This window comes from Streptomyces sp. AA4 (assembly GCF_000158875.1).
GTDB lineage: Bacteria > Actinomycetota > Actinomycetes > Mycobacteriales > Pseudonocardiaceae > Amycolatopsis.
In genome coordinates this window covers 108,893-133,608 of sequence record NZ_GG657748.1, presented here as the reverse complement: position 1 = coordinate 133,608, position 24,716 = coordinate 108,893, and the positions used below count along the sequence as shown (strand labels likewise).

24 protein-coding genes and 1 pseudogene are annotated in these 24,716 nt (G+C 72.3%); 14 read left to right on the top strand and 11 right to left on the bottom strand.

What is annotated here, in order from left to right; genetic code table 11:
• Window positions 1-260 (top strand): annotated as a pseudogene (locus SSMG_RS40910) (DNA polymerase Y family protein); the annotation flags it as partial.
• 340 nt (window positions 261-600) lie between these two features.
• On the opposite strand, the gene SSMG_RS46565 reads toward SSMG_RS40910, so the two are convergent.
• A complete protein-coding gene (locus SSMG_RS46565) occupies window positions 601-993 on the bottom strand; it encodes a hypothetical protein (protein ID WP_199786464.1) in 393 nt (130 codons plus the stop codon).
• Window positions 994-1,122: 129 nt separating this feature from the next.
• Between SSMG_RS46565 and SSMG_RS40900 the strand changes: the two genes are divergently transcribed.
• Both SSMG_RS40900 and SSMG_RS44160 read left to right on the top strand, forming a co-directional pair.
• Window positions 1,123-1,542, top strand: a complete 420-nt coding sequence (locus SSMG_RS40900) for a hypothetical protein (RefSeq protein ID WP_037719215.1) — start codon at window positions 1,123-1,125, stop codon at window positions 1,540-1,542.
• Between the two features lie 103 nt (window positions 1,543-1,645).
• On the top strand, window positions 1,646-2,086 hold the full coding sequence (locus tag SSMG_RS44160; RefSeq protein ID WP_009086233.1) for a cold-shock protein: 441 nt from the start codon (window positions 1,646-1,648) through the stop codon (window positions 2,084-2,086).
• Window positions 2,087-2,162: 76 nt separating this feature from the next.
• Here SSMG_RS44160 and SSMG_RS42835 read toward each other — a convergent pair whose 3' ends face one another.
• Window positions 2,163-2,630, bottom strand: coding sequence for an NUDIX hydrolase (locus SSMG_RS42835; protein WP_009086231.1), 468 nt, complete (start codon window positions 2,628-2,630; stop codon window positions 2,163-2,165).
• Window positions 2,631-2,990: 360 nt separating this feature from the next.
• Here SSMG_RS42835 and ligD point away from each other — a divergent pair, with 360 nt between their 5' ends.
• The 8 genes from ligD (at window position 2,991) to SSMG_RS40855 (ending at window position 11,536) form a co-directional block, all read left to right on the top strand.
• Window positions 2,991-3,995, top strand: coding sequence for a non-homologous end-joining DNA ligase (gene ligD / locus SSMG_RS40885; protein ID WP_009086230.1), 1,005 nt, complete (start codon window positions 2,991-2,993; stop codon window positions 3,993-3,995).
• Window positions 3,996-4,620: 625 nt separating this feature from the next.
• Window positions 4,621-7,308: a class III lanthionine synthetase LanKC gene (gene lanKC / locus SSMG_RS40880; protein WP_050788554.1), complete on the top strand. Its 2,688-nt coding sequence runs from the start codon at window positions 4,621-4,623 to the stop codon at window positions 7,306-7,308.
• A gap of 5 nt (window positions 7,309-7,313) precedes the next feature.
• On the top strand, window positions 7,314-7,439 hold the full coding sequence (locus tag SSMG_RS47485) for a SapB/AmfS family lanthipeptide (RefSeq protein WP_286157109.1): 126 nt from the start codon (window positions 7,314-7,316) through the stop codon (window positions 7,437-7,439).
• A gap of 182 nt (window positions 7,440-7,621) precedes the next feature.
• The gene (locus tag SSMG_RS40875) at window positions 7,622-8,068 is read left to right on the top strand and encodes a hypothetical protein (RefSeq protein ID WP_009086228.1); all 447 of its coding nucleotides are present in this window, start codon (window positions 7,622-7,624) and stop codon (window positions 8,066-8,068) included.
• Between the two features lie 89 nt (window positions 8,069-8,157).
• On the top strand, window positions 8,158-8,616 hold the full coding sequence (locus SSMG_RS40870) for a hypothetical protein (RefSeq protein ID WP_009086227.1): 459 nt from the start codon (window positions 8,158-8,160) through the stop codon (window positions 8,614-8,616).
• Between the two features lie 352 nt (window positions 8,617-8,968).
• The gene (locus SSMG_RS40865; protein ID WP_009086226.1) at window positions 8,969-9,742 is read left to right on the top strand and encodes a site-2 protease family protein; all 774 of its coding nucleotides are present in this window, start codon (window positions 8,969-8,971) and stop codon (window positions 9,740-9,742) included.
• 456 nt (window positions 9,743-10,198) lie between these two features.
• Entirely contained in the window at window positions 10,199-10,420 is a 222-nt protein-coding gene (locus SSMG_RS40860; RefSeq protein ID WP_037719209.1) for a hypothetical protein, read from the top strand.
• 273 nt (window positions 10,421-10,693) lie between these two features.
• Complete coding sequence (locus SSMG_RS40855) at window positions 10,694-11,536, top strand: SAM-dependent methyltransferase (RefSeq protein WP_009086224.1); 843 nt, start codon at window positions 10,694-10,696, stop codon at window positions 11,534-11,536.
• A gap of 194 nt (window positions 11,537-11,730) precedes the next feature.
• Here SSMG_RS40855 and SSMG_RS45835 read toward each other — a convergent pair whose 3' ends face one another.
• Complete coding sequence (locus tag SSMG_RS45835; RefSeq protein WP_009086222.1) at window positions 11,731-12,591, bottom strand: hypothetical protein; 861 nt, start codon at window positions 12,589-12,591, stop codon at window positions 11,731-11,733.
• 171 nt (window positions 12,592-12,762) lie between these two features.
• On the opposite strand from SSMG_RS45835, the gene SSMG_RS42830 reads away from it, so the two are divergent.
• From SSMG_RS42830 to SSMG_RS40830, 3 genes are all read left to right on the top strand, one after another.
• The gene (locus SSMG_RS42830) at window positions 12,763-13,959 is read left to right on the top strand and encodes a helix-turn-helix domain-containing protein (RefSeq protein WP_050788553.1); all 1,197 of its coding nucleotides are present in this window, start codon (window positions 12,763-12,765) and stop codon (window positions 13,957-13,959) included.
• A 973-nt stretch (window positions 13,960-14,932) separates the two neighbouring features.
• Complete coding sequence (locus tag SSMG_RS40835) at window positions 14,933-15,568, top strand: GPP34 family phosphoprotein (RefSeq protein ID WP_009086220.1); 636 nt, start codon at window positions 14,933-14,935, stop codon at window positions 15,566-15,568.
• A gap of 97 nt (window positions 15,569-15,665) precedes the next feature.
• Window positions 15,666-16,664, top strand: a complete 999-nt coding sequence (locus SSMG_RS40830) for an ABC transporter substrate-binding protein (RefSeq protein WP_037719206.1) — start codon at window positions 15,666-15,668, stop codon at window positions 16,662-16,664.
• Window positions 16,665-16,853: 189 nt separating this feature from the next.
• On the opposite strand, the gene SSMG_RS40825 is transcribed toward SSMG_RS40830, so the two are convergent.
• From SSMG_RS40825 to SSMG_RS40790, 8 genes are all read right to left on the bottom strand, one after another.
• The gene (locus tag SSMG_RS40825) at window positions 16,854-18,806 is read right to left on the bottom strand and encodes a tetratricopeptide repeat protein (protein WP_037719204.1); all 1,953 of its coding nucleotides are present in this window, start codon (window positions 18,804-18,806) and stop codon (window positions 16,854-16,856) included.
• Between the two features lie 349 nt (window positions 18,807-19,155).
• Window positions 19,156-19,896 (bottom strand): DUF3558 domain-containing protein, encoded by a 741-nt coding sequence (locus tag SSMG_RS44155; protein ID WP_078561257.1) that lies wholly within the window; start codon window positions 19,894-19,896, stop codon window positions 19,156-19,158.
• A gap of 1,064 nt (window positions 19,897-20,960) precedes the next feature.
• Window positions 20,961-21,707, bottom strand: a complete 747-nt coding sequence (locus SSMG_RS40810; RefSeq protein WP_009086216.1) for a DUF3558 domain-containing protein — start codon at window positions 21,705-21,707, stop codon at window positions 20,961-20,963.
• Window positions 21,704-21,844, bottom strand: a complete 141-nt coding sequence (locus SSMG_RS45830; RefSeq protein ID WP_158688152.1) for a hypothetical protein — start codon at window positions 21,842-21,844, stop codon at window positions 21,704-21,706. Before SSMG_RS45830 ends, SSMG_RS40810 begins: the two co-directional genes overlap by 4 nt.
• Window positions 21,841-22,332 carry a hypothetical protein gene (locus SSMG_RS40805; RefSeq protein ID WP_009086213.1) on the bottom strand — a complete coding sequence of 164 codons (492 nt, stop codon included), beginning with the start codon at window positions 22,330-22,332 and terminating at the stop codon, window positions 21,841-21,843. The genes SSMG_RS45830 and SSMG_RS40805 overlap by 4 nt, the downstream gene beginning before the upstream one ends.
• Window positions 22,329-23,132, bottom strand: a complete 804-nt coding sequence (locus SSMG_RS40800) for a hypothetical protein (protein WP_037719198.1) — start codon at window positions 23,130-23,132, stop codon at window positions 22,329-22,331. The genes SSMG_RS40805 and SSMG_RS40800 overlap by 4 nt, the downstream gene beginning before the upstream one ends.
• Before the next feature lie 43 nt (window positions 23,133-23,175).
• The gene (locus SSMG_RS40795; RefSeq protein WP_009086210.1) at window positions 23,176-23,703 is read right to left on the bottom strand and encodes a helix-turn-helix domain-containing protein; all 528 of its coding nucleotides are present in this window, start codon (window positions 23,701-23,703) and stop codon (window positions 23,176-23,178) included.
• A 134-nt stretch (window positions 23,704-23,837) separates the two neighbouring features.
• Window positions 23,838-24,437 carry a hypothetical protein gene (locus SSMG_RS40790; RefSeq protein ID WP_037719196.1) on the bottom strand — a complete coding sequence of 200 codons (600 nt, stop codon included), beginning with the start codon at window positions 24,435-24,437 and terminating at the stop codon, window positions 23,838-23,840.
• Window positions 24,438-24,716: the final 279 nt, after the last annotated feature.

The window sequence follows — 24,716 nt, the reverse complement described above, 5'->3', positions numbered from 1 at the left end:
CCGCCCGCGCACGCCTGACCGAGCTGCCGGACGCGGTCGTCGTCGGCGCCGGCCCGCCGCGACGCGTGTTGAACTGGGCCGGGCCGTGGCCGGCCGTCGTCACGCGGATCGGCCCCCGCGGCTCCCGGCGCGTCGTCCGGATCCAAGTCGCTCTCGCCCCGCGCCGGCGCGACGAGGCCGACGACGCGCTGCTGCTGACCGGCGAGATCGGCCGAGACGGCGAGTCCGTGTCCTGGACGGTGGAGGGGATCTACGACTGACACGCCCGGCTGCCCCGCCGCAGACCGGCGAGTTTCCGGTTCCGCAACGGATTCCGCACCCGGGCCATGTGGGCAGGAGACGGGGCGAAAGCATGACGGGCGACGACGCGGTGACCGACCCCGCCGAAGCCGCGCCCGCGATCCTCGCCGAAGCCCGCCGCCAGGCAGTACGCCGCGCCCGCGAGAGCCCGCCCGAGGTCAAGCAGTCTCGCGACGCGGCCCCCAACGCAGTGCGTGCGCGCCGAGGCGATCCTGGTGTCGAACGCCGGCGAGCAGTCGCTGCGGGCGGCAGGGCGCGCACTGCCGCAGCGCCCGAGTGCGACGCCCGCGCCGCCGGACGTCAGAACCGGTCGCGGGTCTTTCCCGGGCCCGCGCCCCGTCGCCAGGACGAGGCGCGCCGACTGCGGAAGGTCGCCCCGGACCGGATTTTCTCGGTCTCGGCCGCGATCGCGGCGCAGGCTTCGTGCCCTCGACCCTCGCCGATCCGGCCCAGCCGCGCGCCCGGCGGGTACGGCTTGCCGCAAGCGTCGCAGACGCCCGCAGCCCGAGCGACCGCCCGCCCCGAGACCGCCGCCGGATCCTGGCTGTCGCGAGGCTGTGCGCGCACCGGATCGCCCGACGCGATCCGCACCGGCCCGGCGGCGCGCCGAGACCGCCGGCGCGGGGCCGGAGCCTCGCCCGTCCCGGCGGGCGTGGAACCCGCCGCCGCGGGCAGCGGCTCGTCGGAAGCCACGCCGAGCTGCTTGCGGTACGCCAAATCGCCGGGAGTGAGCCGAGATCCGCGGCGACGCGACCGACGGCCGCCGGCGGCCGCTCCCCGCGACGACGCGTCGTCGAAGTCCGCGGGCCGGTGCGGAGGCTCGTGGCCCGGCGTGCGACCGCACTCGACTCCTCGCTCAAGACGTTCTTCATCGGCGCGTGCGTGCGAGTGTTCCCCGGCGTCTTCAAGCGCTGGGCAGCCGAACAGGGAGATCGCCCCGGCGTCGTCGTGGAGGAGCTGGACGCGCTCTCCCCGGACAAACACCCCGCCGCGGGCGAGGACCCTGCCGACGACGTCGTCGGGATGGCCCGGGTCAAGGACTGCCTCGACACGATGAAGCCCGTCACGCGCGAACTGGCCGGCCGGATCCTCCTGCTCGACGAAACCCAGGAAGACGCCGGGCGCGCGCTCGACCTCACCGAACGCGCGGTGGAGGGCCACTTTTACCGGCTCCGCGCGACAGCCCGCCAGCGCGACGACGGCCGACGCGGGCCGCTGAGCAAGAAGCGAGGCGGAACATGAGCGACGACGCACAGCGCACCGAGTTCGAATGGCTGCGGATGCGGACGACCGTGGTCTACCTCCACGCGGTAATGGAACGGCTTGAGGAACGCGGGGTGTTCCGATGGAGCGACGCCCCGGAAGCCAAGGCGCTGCGCGATCTGCGGCACCGCCTTGTCCATTCCTTCGGCTGCTGGAACGGTCCTCGCTGGGCACCCCGGCCGCGTACCGCACGCGTCGGCTCAGTTCCGCCGACCAGGTCAGCCGGATCCTCGCGAAAGCCGCCCCGGTGCTCGCGGCGGTCCCTGCCGCGCAGGAGCCGCCCCAGCAGCCCGTCGAAGCAGAACCCGAAGCCGGTTCCCCGAGCACCAGGCGCGGCACCGTGCTGATCTTCAACGTCCGCGACGGGTACGGCTACATCCGGCCCGACGACGGAGGCGAAGACGTCTACTTCGACTCCCGCGACGCCGAAGGACCGATAACGTCCGGGCAACGAGTCGAGTTCGAGGACAAACCGCAGGCGGATGCCAGGCCCGCCGCCCGCTCTTCCCGAAGGGCGCAATGAGCATCGTGCCGCGAGAACCGCAGCGGTTCCCGAGGCGGGTGCCGGGCCCGGCCCTCCCGGCACCCGCCGGCGCCGGTCACTCGACAGACACGCCCAGGGCGCGCACCGCCTCGCGGACGATGTCGGCGTGGTCCCACGGCATCGGCCGGGCCAGGGCTTCCGCGATCGGCGCGAACGCCACCGCGCGGACGGCGTGGCCGACCTCCACCGGCACAGGCGAGTCCAGCAGCACGGCGTAGGACACGGTGCAGTAGCGGCGGAACGCGTCGCGGCCTTCGTCGCGCGAGGACACGGGGCCGAGCGGCGCGCCGGTCAGGTCGAGGCCGGTCTTCTCCCTGCACCGGCGGACCGCGACGCGGTCGGTGGCCTCGCCCAGTTTGCACACCCCGCCCGGCAGGCCCCAGAGCCCGGCGAACGGGGCACGGTCGCGCACCGCCAGCAGCACCCGGCGGTCACGGGTCGCCACGACCAGGTTTGCCGCGTGGTCAACAGGATCGCCCGTCGGCTGTTCGACAAGCGAACTGTCCACAGTGGTGTCCTTCATGACGAAACTCCTTGCTCTGCAACCTCTCCCGGTGTTCCGGGGTTAGCCCCAAGCTTCACCCCCGATGGGCGCAATCGGGAGCGGTTGACCGTTTCCGACGGCAACAGGAAACCCCGGAAACAGGGCTGAACTGCCTTTCCTTCGGCTCGACAGTCGAGGCGAAGGAAAGGGCGTCGTCCAGCGGGCACGATGCCCTCGGCTTCGCGTCGTGCGCGTCCTCGGCGACGCGTTCGGCTGGCCATGGCAGTGCACCGACCGACGGAACACCCGTGACCTGCGCATACCCAGCGCAACGGGGCCGATCGGGTTACCGTCAGTCCACAGGAGACAGACGGCGGCGACGGCTTCGGAGGTGGCGCGATGGTCTCCGGTCGTTCGCGGATCCCGGGCTTCATCGAGCCGATGCTGGCCGCTTCCGACCGCGGGCGCCTGCCTGACGATCCCCGCTACGCCTACGAGTTCAAGTGGGACGGCTACCGGGCGATCATGCGTGTCGCGGCGGACGGCACCGGCGCGTTGACCAGCCGCAACAACAACGACTTCACCGGACGCTTCCCGCAGCTGTCCGGCGTCCTGGCCGACGTGCTCGGCGGCAGGCGCGCGGTGCTCGACGGAGAGATCGTCGCCCTCGACGAGCGGGGCCGTCCGGATTTCTCGCTGCTGCAGAACGCCGCCCGCCGCCCGGCCGCGGTCGCCTACTTCGTCTTCGATCTCCTGCAGCTCGGGGACGACCTGCTGCTGCGCAGCAGCTACGACGAACGCCGCGCGATCCTCGAAGGCCTCGAGATCCCGGCCGGTCTCGCTGCCGCGATGACCCCGGCCTACTCCCACGCCGATCTCTCGGCTCAGGGCATGACCCCGCACGACCTCCTGGACGTCGCAGCGGACACCTCGCTCGAAGGATTGGTGTGCAAGCTGCGCGCCGCGCCCTACACCCCTGGCCGTCGCAGCCCCGCCTGGCTCAAACACCCGCTTGTGCGCACCGCCGAGGTCGTCCTGTGCGGCTGGCGCCCTGGCCAAGGCCGCCTGGACGGCACGCTCGGCGGACTGCTGCTCGGCGCGCACGACCCGGCCACCGGCGACCTGGTGTACGTCGGCGACGTCGGCACCGGCTGGTCCGACGCCGCCCGCGCCGACCTCGCCCAGCGCCTCGCCACCCTCGAACAGTCGCACAGCCCGTTCGCCCGGCCGATCCCGCGCGCCGACGCCGCCCGCGCGCGATGGGTGCGCCCCGTCCTCGTCGGCGACGTCGTCTACCGGCAATTCACCCCCGACGGACGGCTGCGCCACACAGCCTGGCGCGGAGAACGACCGGACCGCGACGCCGCCGACGTCCGAACCCCCGAACCCACCCGCGGCAGGTGACGTCATGGCAGGCCGGAAGACCACTGTCCAGGTTGAACAATGCCGACTCGCACTGTCCAACCTGGACAAACACCTCTACGGCGACGCAGACCGCGACCGGCGGGCTGGGACCTGCACGACCTGCGTCGCTCCTGTCTCACCCGCGCCGGCGAAGACGGAACCACCGAAGCCGACCTGATGACCCTCTCCGGCACGGTTCGGGCTGCGGCACCGCCAGCTGGCGTTCGGAGGCGTGGCCGCTGTGTTCAAGATCCGTGTTCCGTCGGATCGAAAGCTGCCACTCCAGTCGCCCTCCCCTCCCAACGATGGCTGGAAACGCTGCCCGCGCACGGACGATGCGACTTTTCGCGCAGCTCATTCTGCGTGCGATGACAATCGCTAACTCGAATGGCCTACCCATTTAGGGTGACATATTTCGAGGGATTCTTTGCCTGTGTCGAGGTACTGTTTCGGGGGATATTTTCCCGCGAGCTTTGCCCGTCGAAACCCGGCCTGGTAGACATGCGGAGCGGCCGCGCCGGGGGCGCGGAGGAATCTCGTTCGGCGGAGCGCAGCCCTTGCCTGCTTTGAGTTGGCGGGACACGCAGGCAGTGGCCGGCCGAGGGGTTTGTGGAGGGGGAGGGGCATGGTCGGCGTGCTTTACGACGCCTTTTGCGCGGCGGATCCGACGTTTTACGACTCTCCGCGGCGCATTGCGGCGGAGAAAGTGAGCCTCGACGGAACCGCGGATTTCTCGGTGTCAGCGCGCGCGGTGCCGGACGGCTGGCTCCGCGAGGTCGGCGACGAATGGGTGATGCTGTCGCCGCGGGCCGCGGCGATTCCCGGCCAGGGATGGAAAATCCATGTGTCCGCGTGCCTGGACAACGCCGACACCGTCCTGGACGCGGTCTGGGACTACTGCGTGGAGCGGTCGGTGCCGTTCAAGTATCTGACCGGGCGTGCGGCGTTGTTCATGCGGAACGTCAAGTACGCCGACCGCGGGGGCAGCGGCAAATTCGCGACCCTCTACCCGGCCGGCGAACTCCAACTGCGGGCAGTGCTGGAAGAATTGGACGCGGTGATCGGCGGCGAACCCGGTCCGTACGTCCTGAGCGATCTGCGGTGGAACCAAGGGCCGCTGTACGTGCGCTACGGCGGATTCGCCAGACGATTCCTCGAGACTCCCGACGGCGGACGCGAACCGGCGATCGAGGCCCCGGACGGCACGCTCGTGCCCGACCGCCGTGCCCCGGCGTTCACCGTGCCCGAGTGGGTGGAGATCCCCGAGTTCCTGCGACCGGCCCTGGCGGCACGGGACACGGCCGCGTTCGACCGCACACCGTACGCGCCGGAGCAGGCGCTGCATTTCTCCAACGGCGGCGGCGTCTACCTCGCCCGCGACACCCGCAGCGGCGACCGGGTCGTGCTGAAGGAAGCCCGCCCGCACGCAGGCCTGGCACCGGACCGCTCGGACGCCGTCGCTCGGCTGCGCCGGGAACGCGACATCCTCCGGACGCTGAGCGGACTGCCCGGCGTGCCGCGCTGCCTGGACTACTTCTCGGTCGCCGAGCACGAGTTCCTGGTCGAGGAGTTCGTCGACGGCCAGCCGTTGAGCACCGCGTTCAAAACCCGCAACCCGTTGATCGCGGACGAGCTGACCCCGGACCGCGCACAGGAGTACACCGTGTGGGCGGTCGCGATCTGCGACGCGGTCGAGGCCGCCATCGCCGCGATCCACCGCCGCGGCATCGTGGTCGGCGACCTGCACCCGTTCAACATCCTCGTCACCGACGACGGCACGGTCCGGCTGATCGACTTCGAGGTCTCCGCCCCGGCAGCGGAGAACCGGCGGCCGAGCATGGGCAACCCCGGCTTCGCGCCGCGCGAGCCCCGGCGCGGAACCGCCGTCGACGACTACGCCCTCGCCTGCCTGCGGCTGTTCCTGTTCCTGCCGCTCACCGCGCTCCTGCACCAGGACCCCGGCAAAGCCCGCACCCTCGCCGACCAGATCCGAGCCCGCTTCCCCGTCCCGCCGGGCTTCCTCGACCACGCCGTCGCCACCATCACCACCACGGGCGACCGGGCAGTGTCCGCGTCCGCAGGCGATGCAGCCGCAGCGGTCCCGCCGGACCCGGCTCGACGATGGGAGCAACTGCACGGGTCGTGGCCGCGGCTGCGCCGGTCGCTCGCCGCGGCCGTCATCGCCAGTGCCACCCCCGGACGCGAGGACCGGCTCTACCCCGGCGACATCCAGCAATTCCTCACCCCCTCAGGCGGCCTCGGCATCGCCTACGGCGCAGCCGGGGTGCTCTACGCCCTGTCCGCCAGCGGCAGCCCCGTGCCCGCCGACCACGAAGAATGGCTCCTGCGCCGCACGCAACGACTCGACCCCGGCACCGGTGCCGGGTTCTGCACCGGAACCCACGGCATCGCGTTCGCCCTCGACCGGCTCGGCCACCGCACCGCCGCGGCGAACCTCCTCGACCGCAGCGCCCCGCCGAACCCCCGCTCCGAGAACCTGAGCCTATTCGACGGCCTGTCGGGCATCGCGCTCAGCCTCGCCGACTACGCCGCCCGCAGCGGCGACGCATCCGCCCGCGAGGCCGCCACCCACATCGCGGCCGCGGTCGCGGGCCGCCTCGCCGACCCACTCGCCAGCCCGTCACGCCCGGGCCCGATCGGGCTCATGCACGGCGCCAGCGGACCCGCGCTGCTGTTCATCCGCATGTTCGAGCACACCGGCGACACCGGCTACCTCGACCTCGCCGCCGCCGCCCTCGACCTCGACCTGCACGCCAGCCTCGAACCCGCGCCCGGGAGCTGGGCGCTGCGCACGCCGCGGCCACGCATGTACCTCGCCGACGGCATCGCCGGAATCGCCCTCGTCCTCAACCGCTACCTCGCCCACCGCGCCGACGACCGCCTCACCGCCGCCGTCGCCGCCATCGCCCGGCCGCTGGGCTCCGGCTACCACTCCCACTCCGGCCTGTTCACCGGCCGCGCCGGCATGATCGCCGCCCTCGCCCGCGCCACGACCCCCGGCTCCGCTGGGGCCGTCGCCGACCAGACCCGTGCGCTGGGCTGGCACGCCCTCGACCGCGACGGAGAAATCGCCTTCCCCGGCGACTACCTCCTCCGCCTCTCCACCGACCTCGCCACCGGCACCGCCGGGATCCTGCTCGCACTCCACAGCACCTGGCACGCCGATGCCGCCGCGTTCCCTTTCCTCGAACCGGCAGCCCCGTGGAACGACCCGCTGCCCGACGACTTCCGCGCCGACCGCGCACCGCGGCAGCACGGATACCCGAACCCCCGACCACAGGAAAGGAGGTGACCACCGTGAACCTCTACGACCTGCAGACCCTGCCCCACGACCAGGACGACATGGCCGTGCAACAGGACGGCTCCTTCAGCAGCATCCTGATCTGCAACGACAGCACCTTCACCTGCGGCTGGTGCCACTAGAACACCCCGCTCTCGTGCTGATGGGCGAACCCGGCGGCGGGGAACAGCGCGCCCGCTGCGTCGCACCGGGCGCTGCCTGATCCTCGCCGCCCTCTGCCATCTCTGCATCACCGAACACCCGGCTCGAGCATCCCCTCGGCCGACCGTCGCTGATCAACTCGCGAACGACGGAGGAACACACAATGCGAGCCTTCCTGAAACGAACAGCTGTGCTGGCGACCCTCGTAGCCGGGCTCTTGACGGCTTTCCTTGCGCCCGCCCGGGCCGCAGAACAGGCGCACGAATACACCCCGCAGAACCCGGAATTCATCCACGACACGGACGGAGGCCGATTCGTCGGACGAGTCAGCTTCGACACACCGAACCTCACCTACGCATGGGGTGTCGGAATCGCGCCCCAGATCGTGTTAGGAATCGTCGGACCGGTGACCGAAAACACCGTCACGAGCTGCGAAGGAAAAGTAGTGGCCAGCTCGCACCATGTCGAGCCAGCTGATTACATCTTCCACGGCTCGAGCGTTGTCGACACAAACTGCCCGCAGTACACGCTCGACGGCACGCTGAATTTCATGTACCGCGGCGCCGTCGGCACGATCATCATCCACGACTCGTTCGTTGTTCGGCGGTAAGCTGCAGTTCCGGGCCGGTCATCGAGGAACATAGCTGGCGCGGCAGGCGCGCAGCTTCCGCGTCTGCCGCATCAGCGAGAGAGGCGGTCATGCTTGTTGCCACCAAGGACGACACTGCGGAAAAAAGGGGTGATTTTGCGGCCAATTGTTGCCGTGACGTCCTTTCAGACCTCCTCGCACATGTTCGCGAGGAAGGCAGCGACCATTCCGCCACATTTATGGTGACGATAACGGACGCCCCGGAGGATCCGGCGTGGCTTCTCATCGCCTGCAGTGCAGAACCGCCTTGGGTGAACGGGTTCGGCATCGATGCGGAAGCCGACCCCGACCACGTCCTCATGGCCGTGGCCTCGGGGTTGCAGGACGCCGTCATCGACATGCTCCGCATCACAGTTCCGGCATGCCCAGGCCATCAGCACCCCCTGACTCCGGTGATGCGCGATTCGCCCAGGTGGGAATGCCCGCGCGACGCGCGCTACTTTCACTGCCCGATCGGCGGCTACGAGCCCGCACGGCGCTCCCGCTCCGCGGGCGGCACCCCGACATGACCGAGCATTCCACCGGGCCGTACCGCGCTACAGCACCACACTGGACGTTCACCACGGCTGCAACGCGTTCGTCGACGGCGACACCAGCCCGATCACGCGGGCACGGGCGGTAACGGCTGCTGGATCCGGACGGTCTCGCGACGGCGCGGTGATCTACACCGCGACGTTCTACGGACCGGAGCGCGTCGGCGCGGAAATCTCGGAATCAACGGGCGAGTCCATTGACCGGTCTCAGCAGGACCAGACCTGCGCAAACACCAGCTGTGAATGAACCGGTGCCCCCGTCACGCTGGCTCGCGAAAGGTGCATCGACGATGCCCGGCCCAGGGCCGGCGATGGAAGGTGTGATCGGATGTCCAGGCAGGTACGTGCGAGTCCGGTGTTCCTGGGCTTGCTGGCCCTGACCGCTGCCGGCGGCGCCCTGGCAGCGGCGGGCGACCCCCTGCCGCTCCTGACCGGCCGCCGGGATCCGCTGCTCGTGGCCGGGGTTTTCACGCTGGTCGCCGCCGGATGGGCAGTGTCATTGACCCTGCACGAATTCGGCCACGCTGTTGTGGCCTACCGCGGCGGCGACTACGACGTTGCGGCCAAGGGATATCTCGCCATGGACGTCCGCCGCTACACCGACCCGGTCCTGTCGATCGTCCTGCCCCTGTTGCTGTTGGCCATCGGGTCCATCCCGCTGCCGGGCGGCGCCGTCTGGCTGAACACCTCGGCGCTGCGTACCAGGGCAACAGCCATGTGGGTGTCCCTCGCCGGCCCGCTGACCAATCTTGCGCTCGGCGCCGCTCTCGCGATCACGATCCGGATCGTGCCGATGCCGACCGGACTCGCGATGGGACTGTCCTACCTCGCGCTGGTCCAAGTCCTCGCGTTCGTCCTGAACATCCTGCCCATCCCGGGACTGGACGGATACGGCGCCCTCGAGCCCTACCTTCCGCCGCAGGCCCGCAAGCTCGGAGCCAAAGCCCGCCCGTGGGCACCCCTGGCACTGTTCGCCATCCTGATCGCAGTCCCAGCCGCCAGGGACGCATTCTCCGCCGCCGCCGGCATCGTGTTCGAACAGCTCGGCGGAGGCCAGCAACTCGCAGTGTTCGGCGGGCACCTGTTCCGCTTCTGGACATAGCCGAAACCAGCAGTGCCCTGCCGGCCGGACCGAACCACGAAAGCCCAAAGGACGCCTCGCTCCAAGAACCGACCGTCGACATCTCGTTCCGCGGCGAGCCGCAACGACCGACCCCACCAGACCCGAACTCGCGCGTTCACCTGCCTCCGCGTCCCTCATGGTGCGCCGGACCTCGCCCACAGCGCAGCGGAGACAGAGCGAACGCCGCGCGAAGACAGGCCGGTCCCGTCAGAGCCCGGGCCTGTTCGTACAGTTCCAGGTCCGGGCTTTCGCCGCACGGCAGCGCGAGGACGAGCTGCTCGACCGCGCATCGTTCGACCCGGTGCGCACAGCCGCCGACGTCTCCAACCGGGATCGAGGAACCCGGCGATCTGCTCGCCCGACCTCGAAAAGTCTTGCGGCGCTGCATTTGCGCAGGCTGCGGTTAGTCCACATGGGACAGGGTATCCGCAGGCGATGACGAGCACCGGCGCCCGGGAGGGCGCGTTCCCCACCGCGCACTCGGTCTGCCCCGGGCCGCCGGAATGCCTTGCGCACCTGCACAGCGACTTCGCCGACTTCGACCATTACGTCGACTGCAACCGGATCCCCGAGGCGCATTGGGGCGCGGCGTTCTCGGCGTGGGCCGCGCTCGCGACCGGCGGGCCGTTCCCGGTCGGCGTCCGCGTTCAGCCCTAGTCGGCTGCGGCGACGAACCGGCGGTCCGGGGCGCCGTCGTGCGTCGTTCTATCCCCGCTGCGCCGGGATGCGACCAGGCCAGCGGGTGTTCGTTCCGACGGGCGGATGAGCTCCGCCCGCAGGTGTTGCGCACAGGTCGGTGCGGGCCCTGCGCGGGCCGAGGACAGGATCGGCTGCGCAGTTGTTGGCAGGGTGTTTTCGCGTCGGCAGCCCCGGACCGCTACTCTCGGTGCGGCTTGGATCACAGTGCCAGTGTGCGGGGAGGTGCGCGTCGTGGACCCACGAGATGCGCCGCCGGGGGTCGACCCCGAACAGTCGAGCGTCGCGCGGGTGTACGACTATCTCCTCGGCGGCAAGTACCACTACGAGATCGACCGGCAGGTCGCCGAGCAGGTCGCGCGGACGATGCCGGACGTGGCGGCGCTCGCGCGGGTGAACCGGCATCTGCTCACCCGTGTCTGCCGGTTCCTGAGCCACCACACCGGCATCAAGCAGTTTTTGGACATCGGGTGCGGCATGCCGGGCACGGAGAACGTGCACGAGATCGTGCAACGCGCGGACCCGCAGACGAAAGTGCTCTACGTCGACTACGACCCGGTGGTGGCCGCGCATGCGCGGGCCATGCTCGACGAGAACGAGTTCACCGAGTTCGTCCAGGGCGACGTTTTCGACCCGGTCAGCATTCTCGAGCAAGCGACGGTGTCCGAGCACCTCGACTGGGATGAGCCGATCGCGCTGCTGTTCATGGCGGTCCTGCACCACGACGGGGGCGGCGACCGCGGCCGTGCGGCGGCGGCGACGCAGGTGCTCATCGACCAGCTCCCGTCCGGGTCCTACGTGGCCATTTCGCACCTGCTGGACCCCGCCGACGGGAGCGAAGACGACCGGACGGTGGCGGAGGTGCTCGATGTTGTCCACGGCACCAGCATGAAAGACGTCACGGCCCGCACCCGCGCCGAGATCAAGGAGCTGTTCCACGGCACGGAGCTGATTCCGAGCGGACCGAACCAACCGGCGGACATCGAGCTGGCGGCCCGCTGGTGGCCGGACGGCCCTCCGGGGGACCTGTCGGTCGCGGAGCGGATCCTGGCGGCCGGCGTGGCGAAGAAACCCTGACAGCACAACGAGCCAATCGTCGCGTGCGGAAGACGCGCGATGTCCGGGTCAGGGACGGCTTCGGCTTCACGAGCGGGGACCCTTCGCCCGCATCCGTGCCGTCGCGAGGAGACGCGAGCCCCGCAGCCCGGCGCGTGCGGCGGGCTGCGGGGCGCGATGGGTCGGCCCCTCGCGCTCGTTGGGGGAAGAGGCGTTCAGCGCACGAGACGGAGCGTCGGGCGGGTGTCGTAGGTGATGGTCCAGGTCCGCGTCGCCGATGCGGGTGCCCAGCCGCGTCGGCCGCGTTCCGCGGGCCGGGGCCGGTCGGCGGGGGCGTCGCGGTCGATGTGCCGGGCGGCGGGGTCGATCAGCGCGAGCGCGAGCGGGAGCACGGTCCACGCGGACAAACCAGGCAGCGCGAGAGGTCCTTCGGGCTTGGCCAGCGCCCGCAGGTCGGCGCCGACGGCTCCGCGCGCGCCGGCGAGCGCGTTGGCGGTCGCGTCGCCGACCGCGCCGAGGTTGGGCCTGTCGAGATAGACCGGCATCGGTTCCAGGCCCTCCCAGGTGCCGTCGTGGTCGATCAGCAGCCGCAGCTCGGGCCGCCCGGTGTTGTAGTCGTGCTCCAGGTGCACGAACACGCCGTCCGGCCGGAAGCCGTCCGCTGAGGCTTCATCCGGGCGCTGGTGCTCGGGCCAGACGACGTAGCAGCACCACTCCGGCAGCCGCGTCCAGTCCTGCAACGGGGGCAGGACGGCGCGTTCCCATTCGGCTGCGCCGCCGCCGGCCGAACCCCACAGGTCGCGCACCGCGGTCTCGGCGACCTCGTCGTCCAGGCGGTACACGCCGCGCCCGAGCCGCCACTCCGTCAACGCCGCGATCTTGCCGATGTCCGCCGCGCCGAGCGGGGAGACGCTGGTGGCGTAGGCGTGCACGGCGGCCATCGGCACCCAGCACCACTCCGGCCAGTCCGTCCCGCTTCCGCGTTGATCGGCGAGCTGGCCGCACGCGGCGACCGCGTCCGGATACCGCCTGCGGAACTGCTTCGCCAGCTGGTCTACCCGCGTCGCCGCGTCCACGGCGTTCCTCCTCGGTGCCCGTGTCGCCCGGCCCCTCCGGGCCCCCGCTCAGCACCTGACCCTAGCGGCAGTGCCTCGCCAGGCACGCGACGTCCGCCCGCGTCGACCCGCGCCGCGGCTGCGGCGCCCGGGCGGTGGCGACCCGGTCAGCCAGGCTCCTACGCTGGAGGAGTGAGCGAAACCGCCGAGATCGGCGCCCGGCTGCGGCAAGCCCGGGAGGCGCGGGGGATCTCCCAGCAAGCGCTCGCGGACGAATCCGGGATCAGCCAGAGCTTTCTGTCCCGACTCGAGTCCGGCGCCCGTCTCCTGACCGGACGCGGCCTGCTGGAGACGTTCGCTGAGGCGCTGGGGTGCTCGGTCGCCGAGCTGACCGGCCGACCGGATCCGGTCCCCGGCGCCCTGGTGCTGTCCCCGCTGTCGGCCGCGCTGTCGGCCGCGACGTGGGACGACGTGCCCGACGTCCCGGCCCGCCCGGTCGACGAGCTGGCCCGCCTGGCCGCCGAGGCGAACCGCGCCTCGGCGGACTCCCGCTACGTCGTCGCGAGCGGCTCCCTGGCAGCGCTGCTGGTCGAGCTGCACGTGCAGGCGGTCGCGGGCCCCGCGCGGGACCGCCGCGCGGCCCTGGCCGCGTTGTGCGAGGCGTGCATCGTGACGGTGGGCATCGCCCGCAGCCTCGGCGACTATCCCGTCGCGCTCGTGGCGGGGGAGCGCGCCCGGGCTGCCGCCGCCCGGCTGGAGGACCCCGCCCGCGCCGGGTTCGCGTCGATGTCGACCGCGATCGTGCAGGCCCGCATCGTCGACCGCCCCGCCGCCCTGGCCACCGCCACCACCGCGCTCGCGGCGCTCGACCGCGCCGACCCCGACGCGGACGACCCCGTCGAAGCCGAGGCCGCGGGCATGCTGCACCTGGCCCTCGCGCAGCTGAACGCGAAGGCACGCGACCGGGACGCCGCGTTCGCCCACCTCGCCGAGGCCGCGGCCCTGGCGGCGCGGACCGGCGAGCGCCGGACGCTCCGCTACGACTTCGGCCCGGCCAACACCTCGGCCTGGGATCTGTCCGCCCACGCCGAACTCCACCTCGGGCCGCAGCGGGCCGAGCAGATCGTGCGCCGCCGCGGCTACCTGGCGGGCCTGGTCAGCCTCGACCGCCGCGGCGCGCTGGAATTCGACCTGTGCAGGTGCTTCGCCCAGGACCCGGACGGCGCGCGCGACGACCGCGCCCTCGAGCATCTGAACCGCGCCTACCTGGCCGCTCCGGAACGGGTCGGCAACGACCCGCTGTTCGGTCCTCTGGTCGACGGACTGGAGCGACGCGGCCGGCATCAGAACGACGAACTGCTCGCCGCGCTCAAGACCCGGGTTCGCTGACGCGCCCGCGGCGGCCGCGCCGAGCGCGGTTTCCGCCGCGTTCCCCGCGTTGCCCCTCGCAGGCACGCAGCTTCCGATTCCGGGATCGCCGTGCGGGAATTCGGCATCCGGGCATGACCGAGTCCCCGCGCGCGCTTTTCGACCGCGGCAGGAATCGTTACGCCGCGGTTATTCGCGGAAGAGGCGCCCGTTCATGTTTCGGCCGATCGGACAGCTGTTATTCGCGGCGGAGGCCGCAATCCGCAACAGGTTCAGAGGGCCGTCCGGCCGGGAGCATGCGAAATCCGCACACGGCAGTTTTTTCGTCGCGTTATGCCAGTTCGGCATAGGTTTTCGCGCGACCGGGGTTTTATCGTCGTCGCATGATCGGCGAGGGGGCGGCGGGCCGCAGGTGGGTGGTGATCCGCCGTTACCGCGGCGACGGCCGGCGGCACGTCTACCCGGCGGCGTCCGTGCTCGTGCGGCCTCAGCAGCCGCAGGTGCAGGCGATGTGCCACGCGGAGCTCGGATCGGGGTGGACGCACCCGACGGACATGCTCGACCGCGAGGCGCTGCAAGATCTGGGCAGCCCGTTCGAGTACTGCCTGGCCTGCTGTATCTGGCTGCAGCGGCACCCCGGGGCGCGGGTGGTCGACGGCGGCGCGGCATGCGACCCCCGCGCGCCGGGCGCGTTCCCGTCGTCGCCGTCCCTCGCGACGGGCCCCGGCGCGGACTGTGCGGCCGCGGGCCTGACCGGGCCGTCTTCCCTCGCTTCACCCCCGCAGGTGGGACGCGCCCAGGGGAAGGCGTGCCGCACCGTCCCGGCGCCGGAGCGGACCTCCCCCGTCCGCCGGCGCCCGGAAGGGGGCGGCCCCGGTGACGCAAGCCGGGGCTGTCCTCCTGCCCGCCGGCCGCGGCGGTCCCGGGCGGTCCGGTCCGTCCGCGTGGCGCCGCGTGGCGCCGCGGTGTCGGGCTGGAGTCCGGCGGCGCCGCGATGATCCCCGCCCGCGCCTCGGGCCCGGCCTACGACGGCGGGTCGTGGCGGCTGGCCGATCTCGTGCTCGCCGCCGCCCATCTCGACGACCCGCACCAGCCGGCGATCCGCGACCGCGACGGCCTCGCCGCCGCCCTCGCGGTGAGCCTGCTGGCCGAGCAAGTCCTCGAGGGGACGATCGCCGCCACCCGCGACGAACTGGTGTGGCTGCAGGAACCGGTGTCCGCTCCGCCTCGCGACGCCGTGCTGCGCGTCCTGCTCGGACACGGGCTGCCCGCGCCGATCGCCGTGGTCGCCGACAAGCTCGCACGGGACTCGACCGAGACGGTGTGGCAGCGGCTGGTCGCCTTGGGGGTCGCACAGCGGGTGCCGCGGCTGGGACGCGGGCACGGATTCGCGTTCACCGACTTCAACGCCCGCCAGTGGCCGCGGGCGCTGCTGAGCAGGGCGCCACACCGGCCCGACGCGCCTCTCGACGGCGCGGCCCCGCTCGCCGTCGTGCTCTGGCGCGTCCTGCGCATCCTCGGCCTCGCCACGTTCAGCCTCCCGGCCGGAACCCGCGCGTGGCTGGAGGCCGTCGATCCGCCGCCCGGGATCGGCCCGCTCCTGCGGGCCCTCCCCGCAGCACGGACCTGACCGGCCCGGACCCGCACTTCGCTTCACCCCGCACGAGGGGCACCTCGCCGTGCCCTGTCTTTGCCCTGTTTCCGTTCGCTCACAGGAGGTTTCACGCATGCGCAGGTATTCGTTCCCGCGTCGCCGCCGGCGCGGCTCGGCGGCGATCGCGCTCGTCGCGGCCGCGGTGCTGGCCGGCACCGCGGGGTGCGGGCTGCTCGGCGGTTCCGAACCGGCCCGGGGGCCGGGCGGGCGCGATCCCGTCGTCGTGGCCGAGATGCCGCTGATGGACGTCGCGCCGCTGCACCTGGGCCTCGACCGCGGGTTCTTCGCCGACGCAGGCGTGACGGTCACGACGGCGACCGCGGCCAGCGGCCAAGGCGCCATCGCCAAACTCGTCTCCGACGAAGTCGCCATCGCCTACGCCAGCGACGTCGCCGCGGTGCTGGCCGCGGCCGGCAAGGCCGGCGATTTCGCCATCATCGCCGAAGCCTCGTCGGCGCCGCCGAAAACCCTCGAGCTGGTCGTGCCGAAAAACAGCCCGATCAAGTCCGTGAACGACTTGCCGGGCAAAAGGATCGCGATCAACGCGAAGCACGGGCTCAGCGACACTCTCGTCATGGCCGCCCTCACCGCCCGCGGGGTCAAGGTCGGCTACGACGACATCCAGTGGGCGGAGATGCCGTTCCCGAGCATGGCCGGGGCGCTGCGCCGGGGCGACGTCGACGCGGCGTCGACCGTGGAGCCGTTCGTCACCGAAGCAGCGAAGGACGGGGCCGAGGAGGTGCTCGACCTCGCGTCCGGAGACACCAAGGATTTCCCGGTGTCGTGCTATCTCGCGAAAAAATCGTGGGTCCGCAGTCATCCGGCCGAGGTCGCGGCGTTCCGCGCCGGACTGCGCCGCGCCGTCGATCTCGCCCGCAACGACCCCGGCACGGTCCGTGCGGTCGTCGCCGGCTACGCGAAGATCAAGCCCGACGACGCCCAACTGGTCAAGCTGCCGGATTTCCGTGCCGACATCGCACCCGTCGCGCTGCAACGCGTGCCCGACCTGCTCAAAAGCTACGGGGTGATCGACAAACGATTCGACATCACGACCCTGATCCTCAATCCCTGACCCGACCGGCGGCGGCCGTGTCGCCCTCCAGCACCGGCGGGCGGCGAGGCCGGGCGCCCCGGCCCGCCGGCGGATGCGAAGGGTTGCGGCTGCGGCGAGCGCGGCGCGGAGGCTGCGGGCGTCACTGAGCTCCTCCCTGGGTTCCTTGTTCTGTCCGGCGAGCAGCGCGGCAAGTCGGCGTTCGAGCAGTCATCGGTTTCCGTTCCTCTCGCGGTGGTCTCCGGGGACGGCTGTGTCGCGGTCGGGGTCGGCGGGCGCGCGGGCGGCTTCTTCGCCGGCCCGGGCCGCGTCGCCGGAGGCTGCGCCGGCGGGTGTGCTGTCGAGATCGGCAAGGGCGGCCCGGAGTTCTTTCTCGGTGTGGGGCGACTGGATGCGTTCGACGCGCGGGAGCAGGGCGAGCAGCCGCGCGCGGGCGGCGCCGGGATCGCCGCGGCGGGCCTGGATCCCGGCGACCTGGACCGCGGCCTTCACGAGCTGGGGCAGGTCGCCGATGCTGTCCAGGTAGCGGATTGCCTCGTGCAGTTCCCGCCACGCCTGGTTCTCGCGGCCGAGCCTGATCAGGATCGCGCCGCGCCGCTGCAACGCCATTGCCGCGCCGCGCGGCTGGTCGATCTCGAGGTGCTTGTCGATGCTGCGCTGGTAGAGGGCCAGGGCGAGCTCGAGGTCGCCGTGGTCGCGGGCGGCGCGCGCCATGCGGGAGCAGGAGGTGGCCAGCGTCGGTCCGTGCTGTTCGCGCTCGTCGATCTCCAGCGCGGCCTGGTGATGCTTCTCCGCGTTCTCGGTCTGGCCCGTCTCGAGGGCGATGAATCCCAGCTGCAGCAGCATCAGCGCCTCGGCCGGAGCGTTCCGGCATTCCCGCGCCGCTGCGAGCCCGATCTCGCACAGGTCGCGGAACGAGTCGTAGTCGCGCACGTGCAGGAAGAAACCCCACGCCGCCTCGGCCAGTCGCCACAGTTCCTCGTTGAATCCGTGGGCGGCGGCCTGGGCGGCGACGGCGTGGACGGAGTCGCGGTACTGGTGCCACCACTGCATCGCCGTGCCCGGGTCGTCGGCGAACACCGCGGTGTCGACGGCGTCGGCGGCGGCGTCGAGGCGGGCCCGGTGCTCGTGGACGACGCGGCTGCCTGCGTCGGTTTTGTCACCGAGCGCCTGGACGCAGCGGGGCAGGACGTCGGCGAGGTCCGGCTGGTCTCGTGCGCGGACGCCGGCGTCGGGCCAGACCATCTTCGACAGCGCCACGCCCTCGCCGCAGGAGGCGTCGAGCAGGTTTTGCTCGTCCAGATCCGCGATGTCGGCGGCCGCTGCCTCGCGCGTGCAGTGGAGCGCCTCGGCGAGCACGTCGAGGTCGTGGGGGACACGGGCCAGCAGGCCCAGGGCACGGTAGGTGCGCCGGGCCGACTCCGGAAGGGCGCTGAAGGACGCGTCGAAAACCTTGGCCGCGTCGGCGAATTCTCCGGTGAGCCGGGGCCGGGCGGTTCTGCGGCGGCCGCGGCGGGTCACCGCTTCGATGGCGAGGAAGAGCGGGTTTCCGTGGCAGCGCTGGAGGACGGCTTCGAGGTCGTCCTCGGCGATCTGTCCGGGGCGGATGCGTTCCCGGACCAGGACGCGGGCCTGCTCGTCGGGGAGGCCGCCGAGCACGAGGATGTCCGCGCCGTCGAGTTCGAGTCCGGGCAGCCGGGACCTGCTGGTGACGAGCACGACGGCGCCGGGGGCGCCCGGCAGCAGGGCGCGGACGTCGGCGCTGCGCTCGGCGTCGTCGAGCAGGACGGCGATTCTCCGGCCGTCGGTCATCGCCCGGTAGGCATTGCCCCGCAGGATCGGGGAGTGCGGGATCTCGGGCAACGGGACGCCCAGTCCGGAGAGGAAGCCGTGCAGCAGCACCCCGATCTCGGCGCTCTCGGCGTCGAGGCTCGCGTACAGGATCCCGTCGGGGAACCGCTCGCGGCGCGTGTGCAGCCAATGCAGGGCCGTCGCCGACTTGCCGGTGCCGCCGAGCCCGGTGAGCACGGCCACCGACGGGCCCGGGCCGGTGCGGGCGGCGATCTCGTCGAGCGCGGCGAGTTCGGCGTCGCGGCCGACGAGCAGCGGCGGCGGGGGCGGGAGCTGGACCGGCCCGCGCGCGGGGACCGGGCGGCCGGTCACGGTTCCCGCCCCGGAGGCTCGGCATCCGCGGCGGGCGGTGTGTGCGCGGTGTCGGGAGGCGCGGCGGCCGCCGGGATCCCATGGGAGCGCAACAGTTTCTTCAGGCAGCGCAGGACGGGCGTCTGACCGCACAGGCGGGCCGGGACCGGCGTGCCGTCGCATCCGGCGAGGGCGCCGGTCGCCGTCATCACCGCGGCGGTCAGCGCAAGCACGGTGCGGGTCGCGCGCGGCCGGCGGCCGCGGGGCGCGCACCGGGGCTGCTGTCTCGGGCGGCCGGGAACGCGGTGGTACGCGCGATCGCTGACGGGGTTCATGGGCGGAGCTGTTCTCCTGGGTGTCGGGCGCGCGGTCAGTGCCGGAGATTGCCGAGCGCGAGGGCGGCGATGTCGCGGGCGGATTGGCACGGGTCCTTCTCTCCTTTGTGCACGGCCGATTGGGTGATCGACACGACGAGGGTTTCGCGGTCGCTGGTCCCCATCGCGACGTCGCATTCGCCCCGGCCGGCCCGGGGATCGTCTTCGCCGTAGGCGACGACGGGATACCCGTCGACAGGCGCCAGCGGCAGGAAGAACGGGTAGGCGCCGCCTTTGGCGCGGTAGACAGAGGTCAGGCCGAGGTCGTTGATATCGGGGTACAGCACCGCGACGGACGCCTGGGCGAACCAGCCGCACGCCGGACCGACAGGGCCCTGCGGATCCGCTTGGACGCGCGGACTGGGGCCGAGGAGGCCGGAGATCTGGGCCGGCGTCAGCGTGGCGCACGGGTTCTGCTTGAACCTGGCGGTGTCGAGCGGGTGCGGCACGCTCGGCACGCCAGGCCCCGGAAGCGGTCCTGTGTACGTGGTTGCGGCGGGTGCGGGCGGGAGGTCGTTCCGGGGCGGCTCGGCGCGCGGGGGCTCGGCAGTCCCGGAACAGGCGGCGAGCGCCGTCGCGGCCGCCAGCGCGACGGCGGCCGCCAGCGCGTGTCTCGCCTGTCCGCCGCCTGTGCCGCCGGGGGCAGGCGAGGCGCTGCGGGCCTGGGGTGCGGAGGCGCCGGCCCGGCTCGGGGAGCGCGGCGCCCGGCGGGGGCGGATCCCGGTTCGCGGCGTCATTGTCCGCTCGCGGGGGTCGGTGTGACTGCGTCCGCCGCGTTCTGCAAGGGCGGGGGCCAGGGTTTCGCCGACGGCACTCTCCGGGTGTCGTCTGCGCTGCGGTTCTTGGCCTCGCGGTTGTTGTCCGTGGCGCGGGTGTTGGCGGCGCGAGCGGCGTTGCTGTTCATCGGTGGCGTCGATCTCCTTTGCGTTGAGCGTTTGAACGCGGCGGGCGGTCTGCGGATGCGCCGTGCCGGACGGTGTGCGGCGCGTGCGGTGCGCAGACGACCTGGCACAGGCCGTCTGCGAGGTCGGCTCTGAACGCGACCGCGGGAAATCCCTGGATGGGAGGAAGCGGGCGCCAGAGCCGACGTCGGTTTGCTGTTCTGGCAGTCGGCGCTGAGCCCTTGGCGGTCCTCGGTGACGTAGCCCGTGCTGATCGCGGAGCCGGAGTCGGTGTTGCTCCGGCGGCGGCTCGGTCCGAGCCGGGCGAGGTTCCTGAGCGTGCCCGGCCGCGTCACCGAGACGACGCCTCCCACCGGGTCCGCGGTCAGCGCGGTCTGGCACGGATCGCCGGAAAGGGCGCTCGCCGGCAACGGAGTCTCCGCTTTGGGCGCTCTGCTGTGCGGCAGCGCGCCGGTGCGGACGGTCGCGACCGCGACCGCGGGTGCTCGTGCCGGGCCGCGGGAACAGGCGGCGGCGAGGACGACGGACCCGGGGACGAGCGCGGCGGACGCGGGGCATCGGGCGGATCCTCTCGGGTTCTCGCCTCGGTCCACGGTTCCCAGGCGGCATCCGCGGTCTCCGTTCCACGCTTTTCCTTTCAGGGCAGGGCGAAATTCGGGAATTCCGGAGGGGGATTCGGCCGGAGGGCGAGGGCCGGGCAGGGCAGGGCCTGCGGATCCGAGGGCACTCGCGGACGCCGGTTGCGCCCCTGGCGCCCGCCGCCGCGGCCGGGGCCTGCTGGCGGCGAGCCCGACGGCTCCGGAGCCAGCGAGCGACGGCTGCGCCGATGGCGCGGTTCACGAATGTCCTTTCGCCAGAGGAAAGCCTCGCCAGCGCGGGGCGTGCACGGTTGTCGGCGGTCAGCTCCGGAGGTTGCGGTACACGGTTTCCATCACCTGGCGCGCGGCATCGCACGGGTCGCGTTTGCGGCTGTTGCGGGCCGATTGACGGATCCCGACGTCGAGGGTCTGGGTGTCGCTGGTCCCCAGAGCGACGTTGCATTCGGGCTTGCTGGCGCGCGCCTCCACGCCGTAGGCGACGACCGGGTATCCGTCGATCGGCGTCATCGGGTCGACGAACGCGTAGGCCCCGCCCTTGGCGGCGTAGATGCTCGCCAGGCCGAGTTTGTCGACGTCGGGGACGAGGAGGATCACCGACGCCGGCAGGGGCGCGTGGGGTCCTTCCGCGGTGTGTTCGAACCACGCGCAGCCCGGCCCGCCCGCGCCGTGCGGGTCGGGCAGGGTCCGCGTCCCGTCGCCGAGCAGTTCGGCGATCTGTGCGGAGGTCAGGGCGCTGCACGGGTTATGGATGAAGCGGGAGATGTCGAGCGGGTGCTGGATTTTCGGGACTGCGGGACCGGGAGGGGTGTCCGCCTGCGCGGGTGCCGGCGAGGACGACGCGGCGGGAAGGGAGGGGGCAAGACCGGAGCATCCCGCGAGGAGAGTCGCCGCGACGGCCAGGAACGGGACGGCGCGGGCGCGTGCGGTCGGGGCGGAACGCGCGCGGCGGTCGTTCCTCCGGTCGGCGGGCGCCTGCCGGGCGGCGGCATGCGGCGCTCGGTCCCTGGCCCGGGCGCGGGATGGGAGTTTCCCTCGGAGGCGGGTCACGCCGGGTTCCCGGCGCGGTGTGCGTCGCGCACGCGGTCCACGGCGTCGCGGAGGTCGGCGGCGAGTACCGGCAGAGCCCCGGAGGGCAGCCGATCGGCCTCGGGCGCGGTGCGCGCGGCGGGGTGGTTCGCGGTCATCGGGGCGTCGTTTCCTTGTCTGTGCGGGGATGTCGGCTGCGGCTCGGGTCGTCCGGGTCGTCCTGCGGCCACCGCGTCGCCGGGGCCGGGCCGCCGCCGGAGTCCTCGGTGCAGGGGTGTTGCGGCGCGAGCGGCATCCGGCCGGGTCCCGGGATCCGGGCGTGGTCGGTGTAGCGGCGGGGTCGGGGGGCGTGCAGGACCGGAGTCGCGCGGGTATCTCGGGCGGGCGCGGCGCGGACGTCGGCGTCGGGTGCTTCCGTGCGCGGGATCGGGATGGTGCTCACCGCGTCGTCGGGGGGCGCCTCCTGCGCCAGCCGTGCGGCGAGCTCGTGCACGGTCAGATGTCCGCGTGGGGGCGGGACGGGCCGCCGCGCCCGCGCCAGCGCCGCCAGCGCCGCTCCTGCGGCGACCAGTACCGCCGCGGTCAGGACGAGCGCCTCCGGGTGGGGCTGGCCGATGTCGGCGGCCAGGGGGAGGTGGACGGTCATTTCAGCTCCTCCCTCGGCTGCTGCTCGGACGCGGCGAGCGCCAGCAGGGCGGAGTCGGAGTCGGCCGCGTCCAGCAGGACCGGGGGCTCCGATTCCGCCGAACAGGCCAGCGGGGCGAGGGCGAGCTGACTGAAGATGTCCGCGGCGACGTCCTCGGGAAGGTCGGATTCGGCCAGCGGGACGAGGAACCGGGCGAGGTGCGCTACGGCCGACGGCGCGAGCCCGGCGACGAGCCGGTCCCGCCGCTGCGCTGCTCGCTCCGGCCGGTGCCGGCTCTGGACGGCCAGGACCTCCGCGATCTCGTCGGTGCGTTTGGCCGCGACGCGGCCCAGCTGTGTCCAGTTTTCCGGCGGCACTGCCGCGAGCTCTTCGGCGGTGGTGAACCCCGCGTTCTCGAGGATCGTGCGGGTTCCGCGCGGCAGCGGCAGTTGCAGGTGCTGCAGCGGGGTCAGGGACTCGGGCAGTCTCGCCAGGCTCAGGCCCGCGCAGCCGCCGGGGCCGTCGAGGACGGCGCGCAGTTCGCCCGCGAACGGAGCGGTCCCCAGCGCCAGCACGGTGCTGTTGCGTGCCGCAACGATCGTGGCGCTCTGTGGTGGGTGCGCCTCGTCGATCCGGTGCAGTTCGACGAACAACCGCTGTCGGTCGCGGATGTCGCGCGCGACGTACTCGAGCGCGCCCCGGGCGTTGATGGCACGCCAGCACTCCTCCTTGGCGCCGACGTCGCGGGCGACGATCGACACCGCGTGCCGATCGATCGGCGTGCGCAGGCGGGAGGTGATCGGGACGACGACGGCGGACACGAGCGGGAACGTCCTTTCTGGACTGGGCATGGCGGCGTGGGATTCAGTCGTTGAGGGTGCGCAGGCGTGCGGCGAATTCGGCCGGCGTCAGGGCGCAACGTCCGGCCAGCACCCTCTGCACGGCCGGGCCGAACTGCATGGCAGGCGAGGCCGATGCCTGGCGGAGATTGGCGTGGGCCCAACGCGCCGCGGGGGCCAGGGCCGGGTCCCTTGCCGCCGCCAGCAGGGACAGTCGGATCTGGACGCCGCCCTGTCCGGCGGACGTGATCCGGTCGTGCACCCGGGCGAGCAGTTTCTCCGGCGATTCGTCCATCGCGACGCACAATTCGACCAGCCGCATCACGTAGAAGCGCCGCAGCGCGAGTTCGTAGCACCCCAGGGTCTGCACGGACACCTCGCAGCGCAGACGGGCGCGCAGATCCGAGCAAGTCCAGCCTCGGCTTTCGCGCCTCTTCCGCAGCTCGTCTCCGAGGAAAAGCCAGTACAGCAGCTCGGGAACGTCGGTCAGGCGCAGCACGGAGTCCGGCACCCGGGACGGGCGCCGCAGCGGCGGGCGTTTCGCTGGTGTCATCAAGGGGGGTCCTTGCGATGGTCGTCGTGTCCGGGGCGGCGCCAGGCGGCGGGCCGGGACATCGAGCGTCCCGGTCCGCCGCTGGTGTCATCCGCCCAAGGCGAATTCGGTTTGTGCCGGTGCGGCATTCGCGGCTAGGTCTCCGGGGTGTCTCTCGGGACGGACGGGTCGACGAACAGCGCGGCGTCGGCCATGTCCTTGAACGCCCAGTCGCCGACGACCGGCTGTGCGACGGCCGCCACCAGGAAGCAGCCGATCCCGACCAGAGCGGCGGGCACGTCGCCGTACCAGTCCTGCACCACGACGGCCGTGCACGCCGCGAACCCCGCGGCCAATACCAGGTCGACCCACCCGTTGGGTTTCCGGAGGCTCCGGAGCAGCGGGTGCCCGGACGCGATCTCGGCGCGTCGCTTGCGCATCTCCTCGAACCGTTCCTCTTGCAGCTGGCCCTTGGTGAGCTGGCGCCGCGCCCGGTCGCGGCGCTTCCGGACGATCCTGACGATGTTCCGCGCCATCAGCCCGACCACGACCCCGAGCAGCACCGCCACGAGCGGGAGAGCCCACGGCGGCACGTGCCACAGCGCGATCACCCCGAACATCCGCATGTAGGTCTCTACCAGGAAGATCAGCACCACCAGCAGGCCCTTCGCGGTCTGCCGCGCCGCGTGCCGCTGGTAGGCCTTGTCCGCTTCGTCCTGCAGCGTGTCGAGCGCGTTGTCCTCGTCGTCGATCATCGCGAGTTCTTCCGTTCCTGGATGGTGGGCGGCCGGAGCAGTCCCGCTTCGCGGGCGGCCTTGTCGGTGAGCCGGGCGAAATTGACGGTCTCGATCCGTCCGTTCTTCCGGGCGTCCTCGCTCGATCGGGGGCGGTTGAGGTACCAGCCTCGTCTGGCGGCATCGGGATCTTGTTGAGCCGGTCGAGGGCGTCGGCGAGGATCTCCGCGGCCTGGTCGCGGTCCTCTTCGGCACGACGTGCCGCCCATGCCTCTTCCTCGACCCACGCGGCCGCGACGT

What these genes read in the sequence shown, in the direction of transcription:
- SSMG_RS42835 (WP_009086231.1), bottom strand. Translation starts at nt 2,630, where the DNA reads ATGAAGGACACCACTGTGGACAGTTCGCTTGTCGAACAGCCGACGGGC.
- SSMG_RS40805 (WP_009086213.1), bottom strand. Translation starts at nt 22,332, where the DNA reads ATGACCGTCCACCTCCCCCTGGCCGCCGACATCGGCCAGCCCCACCCG.
- SSMG_RS40830 (WP_037719206.1), top strand. Translation starts at nt 15,666, where the DNA reads ATGCGCAGGTATTCGTTCCCGCGTCGCCGCCGGCGCGGCTCGGCGGCG.
- SSMG_RS40865 (WP_009086226.1), top strand. Translation starts at nt 8,969, where the DNA reads ATGTCCAGGCAGGTACGTGCGAGTCCGGTGTTCCTGGGCTTGCTGGCC.
- ligD (WP_009086230.1), top strand. Translation starts at nt 2,991, where the DNA reads ATGGTCTCCGGTCGTTCGCGGATCCCGGGCTTCATCGAGCCGATGCTG.
- SSMG_RS44160 (WP_009086233.1), top strand. Translation starts at nt 1,646, where the DNA reads ATGGAGCGACGCCCCGGAAGCCAAGGCGCTGCGCGATCTGCGGCACCG.
- SSMG_RS40790 (WP_037719196.1), bottom strand. Translation starts at nt 24,437, where the DNA reads ATGATCGACGACGAGGACAACGCGCTCGACACGCTGCAGGACGAAGCG.
- SSMG_RS45830 (WP_158688152.1), bottom strand. Translation starts at nt 21,844, where the DNA reads ATGACCGCGAACCACCCCGCCGCGCGCACCGCGCCCGAGGCCGATCGG.
- SSMG_RS40860 (WP_037719209.1), top strand. Translation starts at nt 10,199, where the DNA reads ATGACGAGCACCGGCGCCCGGGAGGGCGCGTTCCCCACCGCGCACTCG.
- lanKC (WP_050788554.1), top strand. Translation starts at nt 4,621, where the DNA reads ATGGTCGGCGTGCTTTACGACGCCTTTTGCGCGGCGGATCCGACGTTT.
- SSMG_RS40795 (WP_009086210.1), bottom strand. Translation starts at nt 23,703, where the DNA reads ATGACACCAGCGAAACGCCCGCCGCTGCGGCGCCCGTCCCGGGTGCCG.
- SSMG_RS40870 (WP_009086227.1), top strand. Translation starts at nt 8,158, where the DNA reads ATGCTTGTTGCCACCAAGGACGACACTGCGGAAAAAAGGGGTGATTTT.
- SSMG_RS44155 (WP_078561257.1), bottom strand. Translation starts at nt 19,896, where the DNA reads ATGACGCCGCGAACCGGGATCCGCCCCCGCCGGGCGCCGCGCTCCCCG.
- SSMG_RS40875 (WP_009086228.1), top strand. Translation starts at nt 7,622, where the DNA reads ATGCGAGCCTTCCTGAAACGAACAGCTGTGCTGGCGACCCTCGTAGCC.
- SSMG_RS40835 (WP_009086220.1), top strand. Translation starts at nt 14,933, where the DNA reads ATGATCCCCGCCCGCGCCTCGGGCCCGGCCTACGACGGCGGGTCGTGG.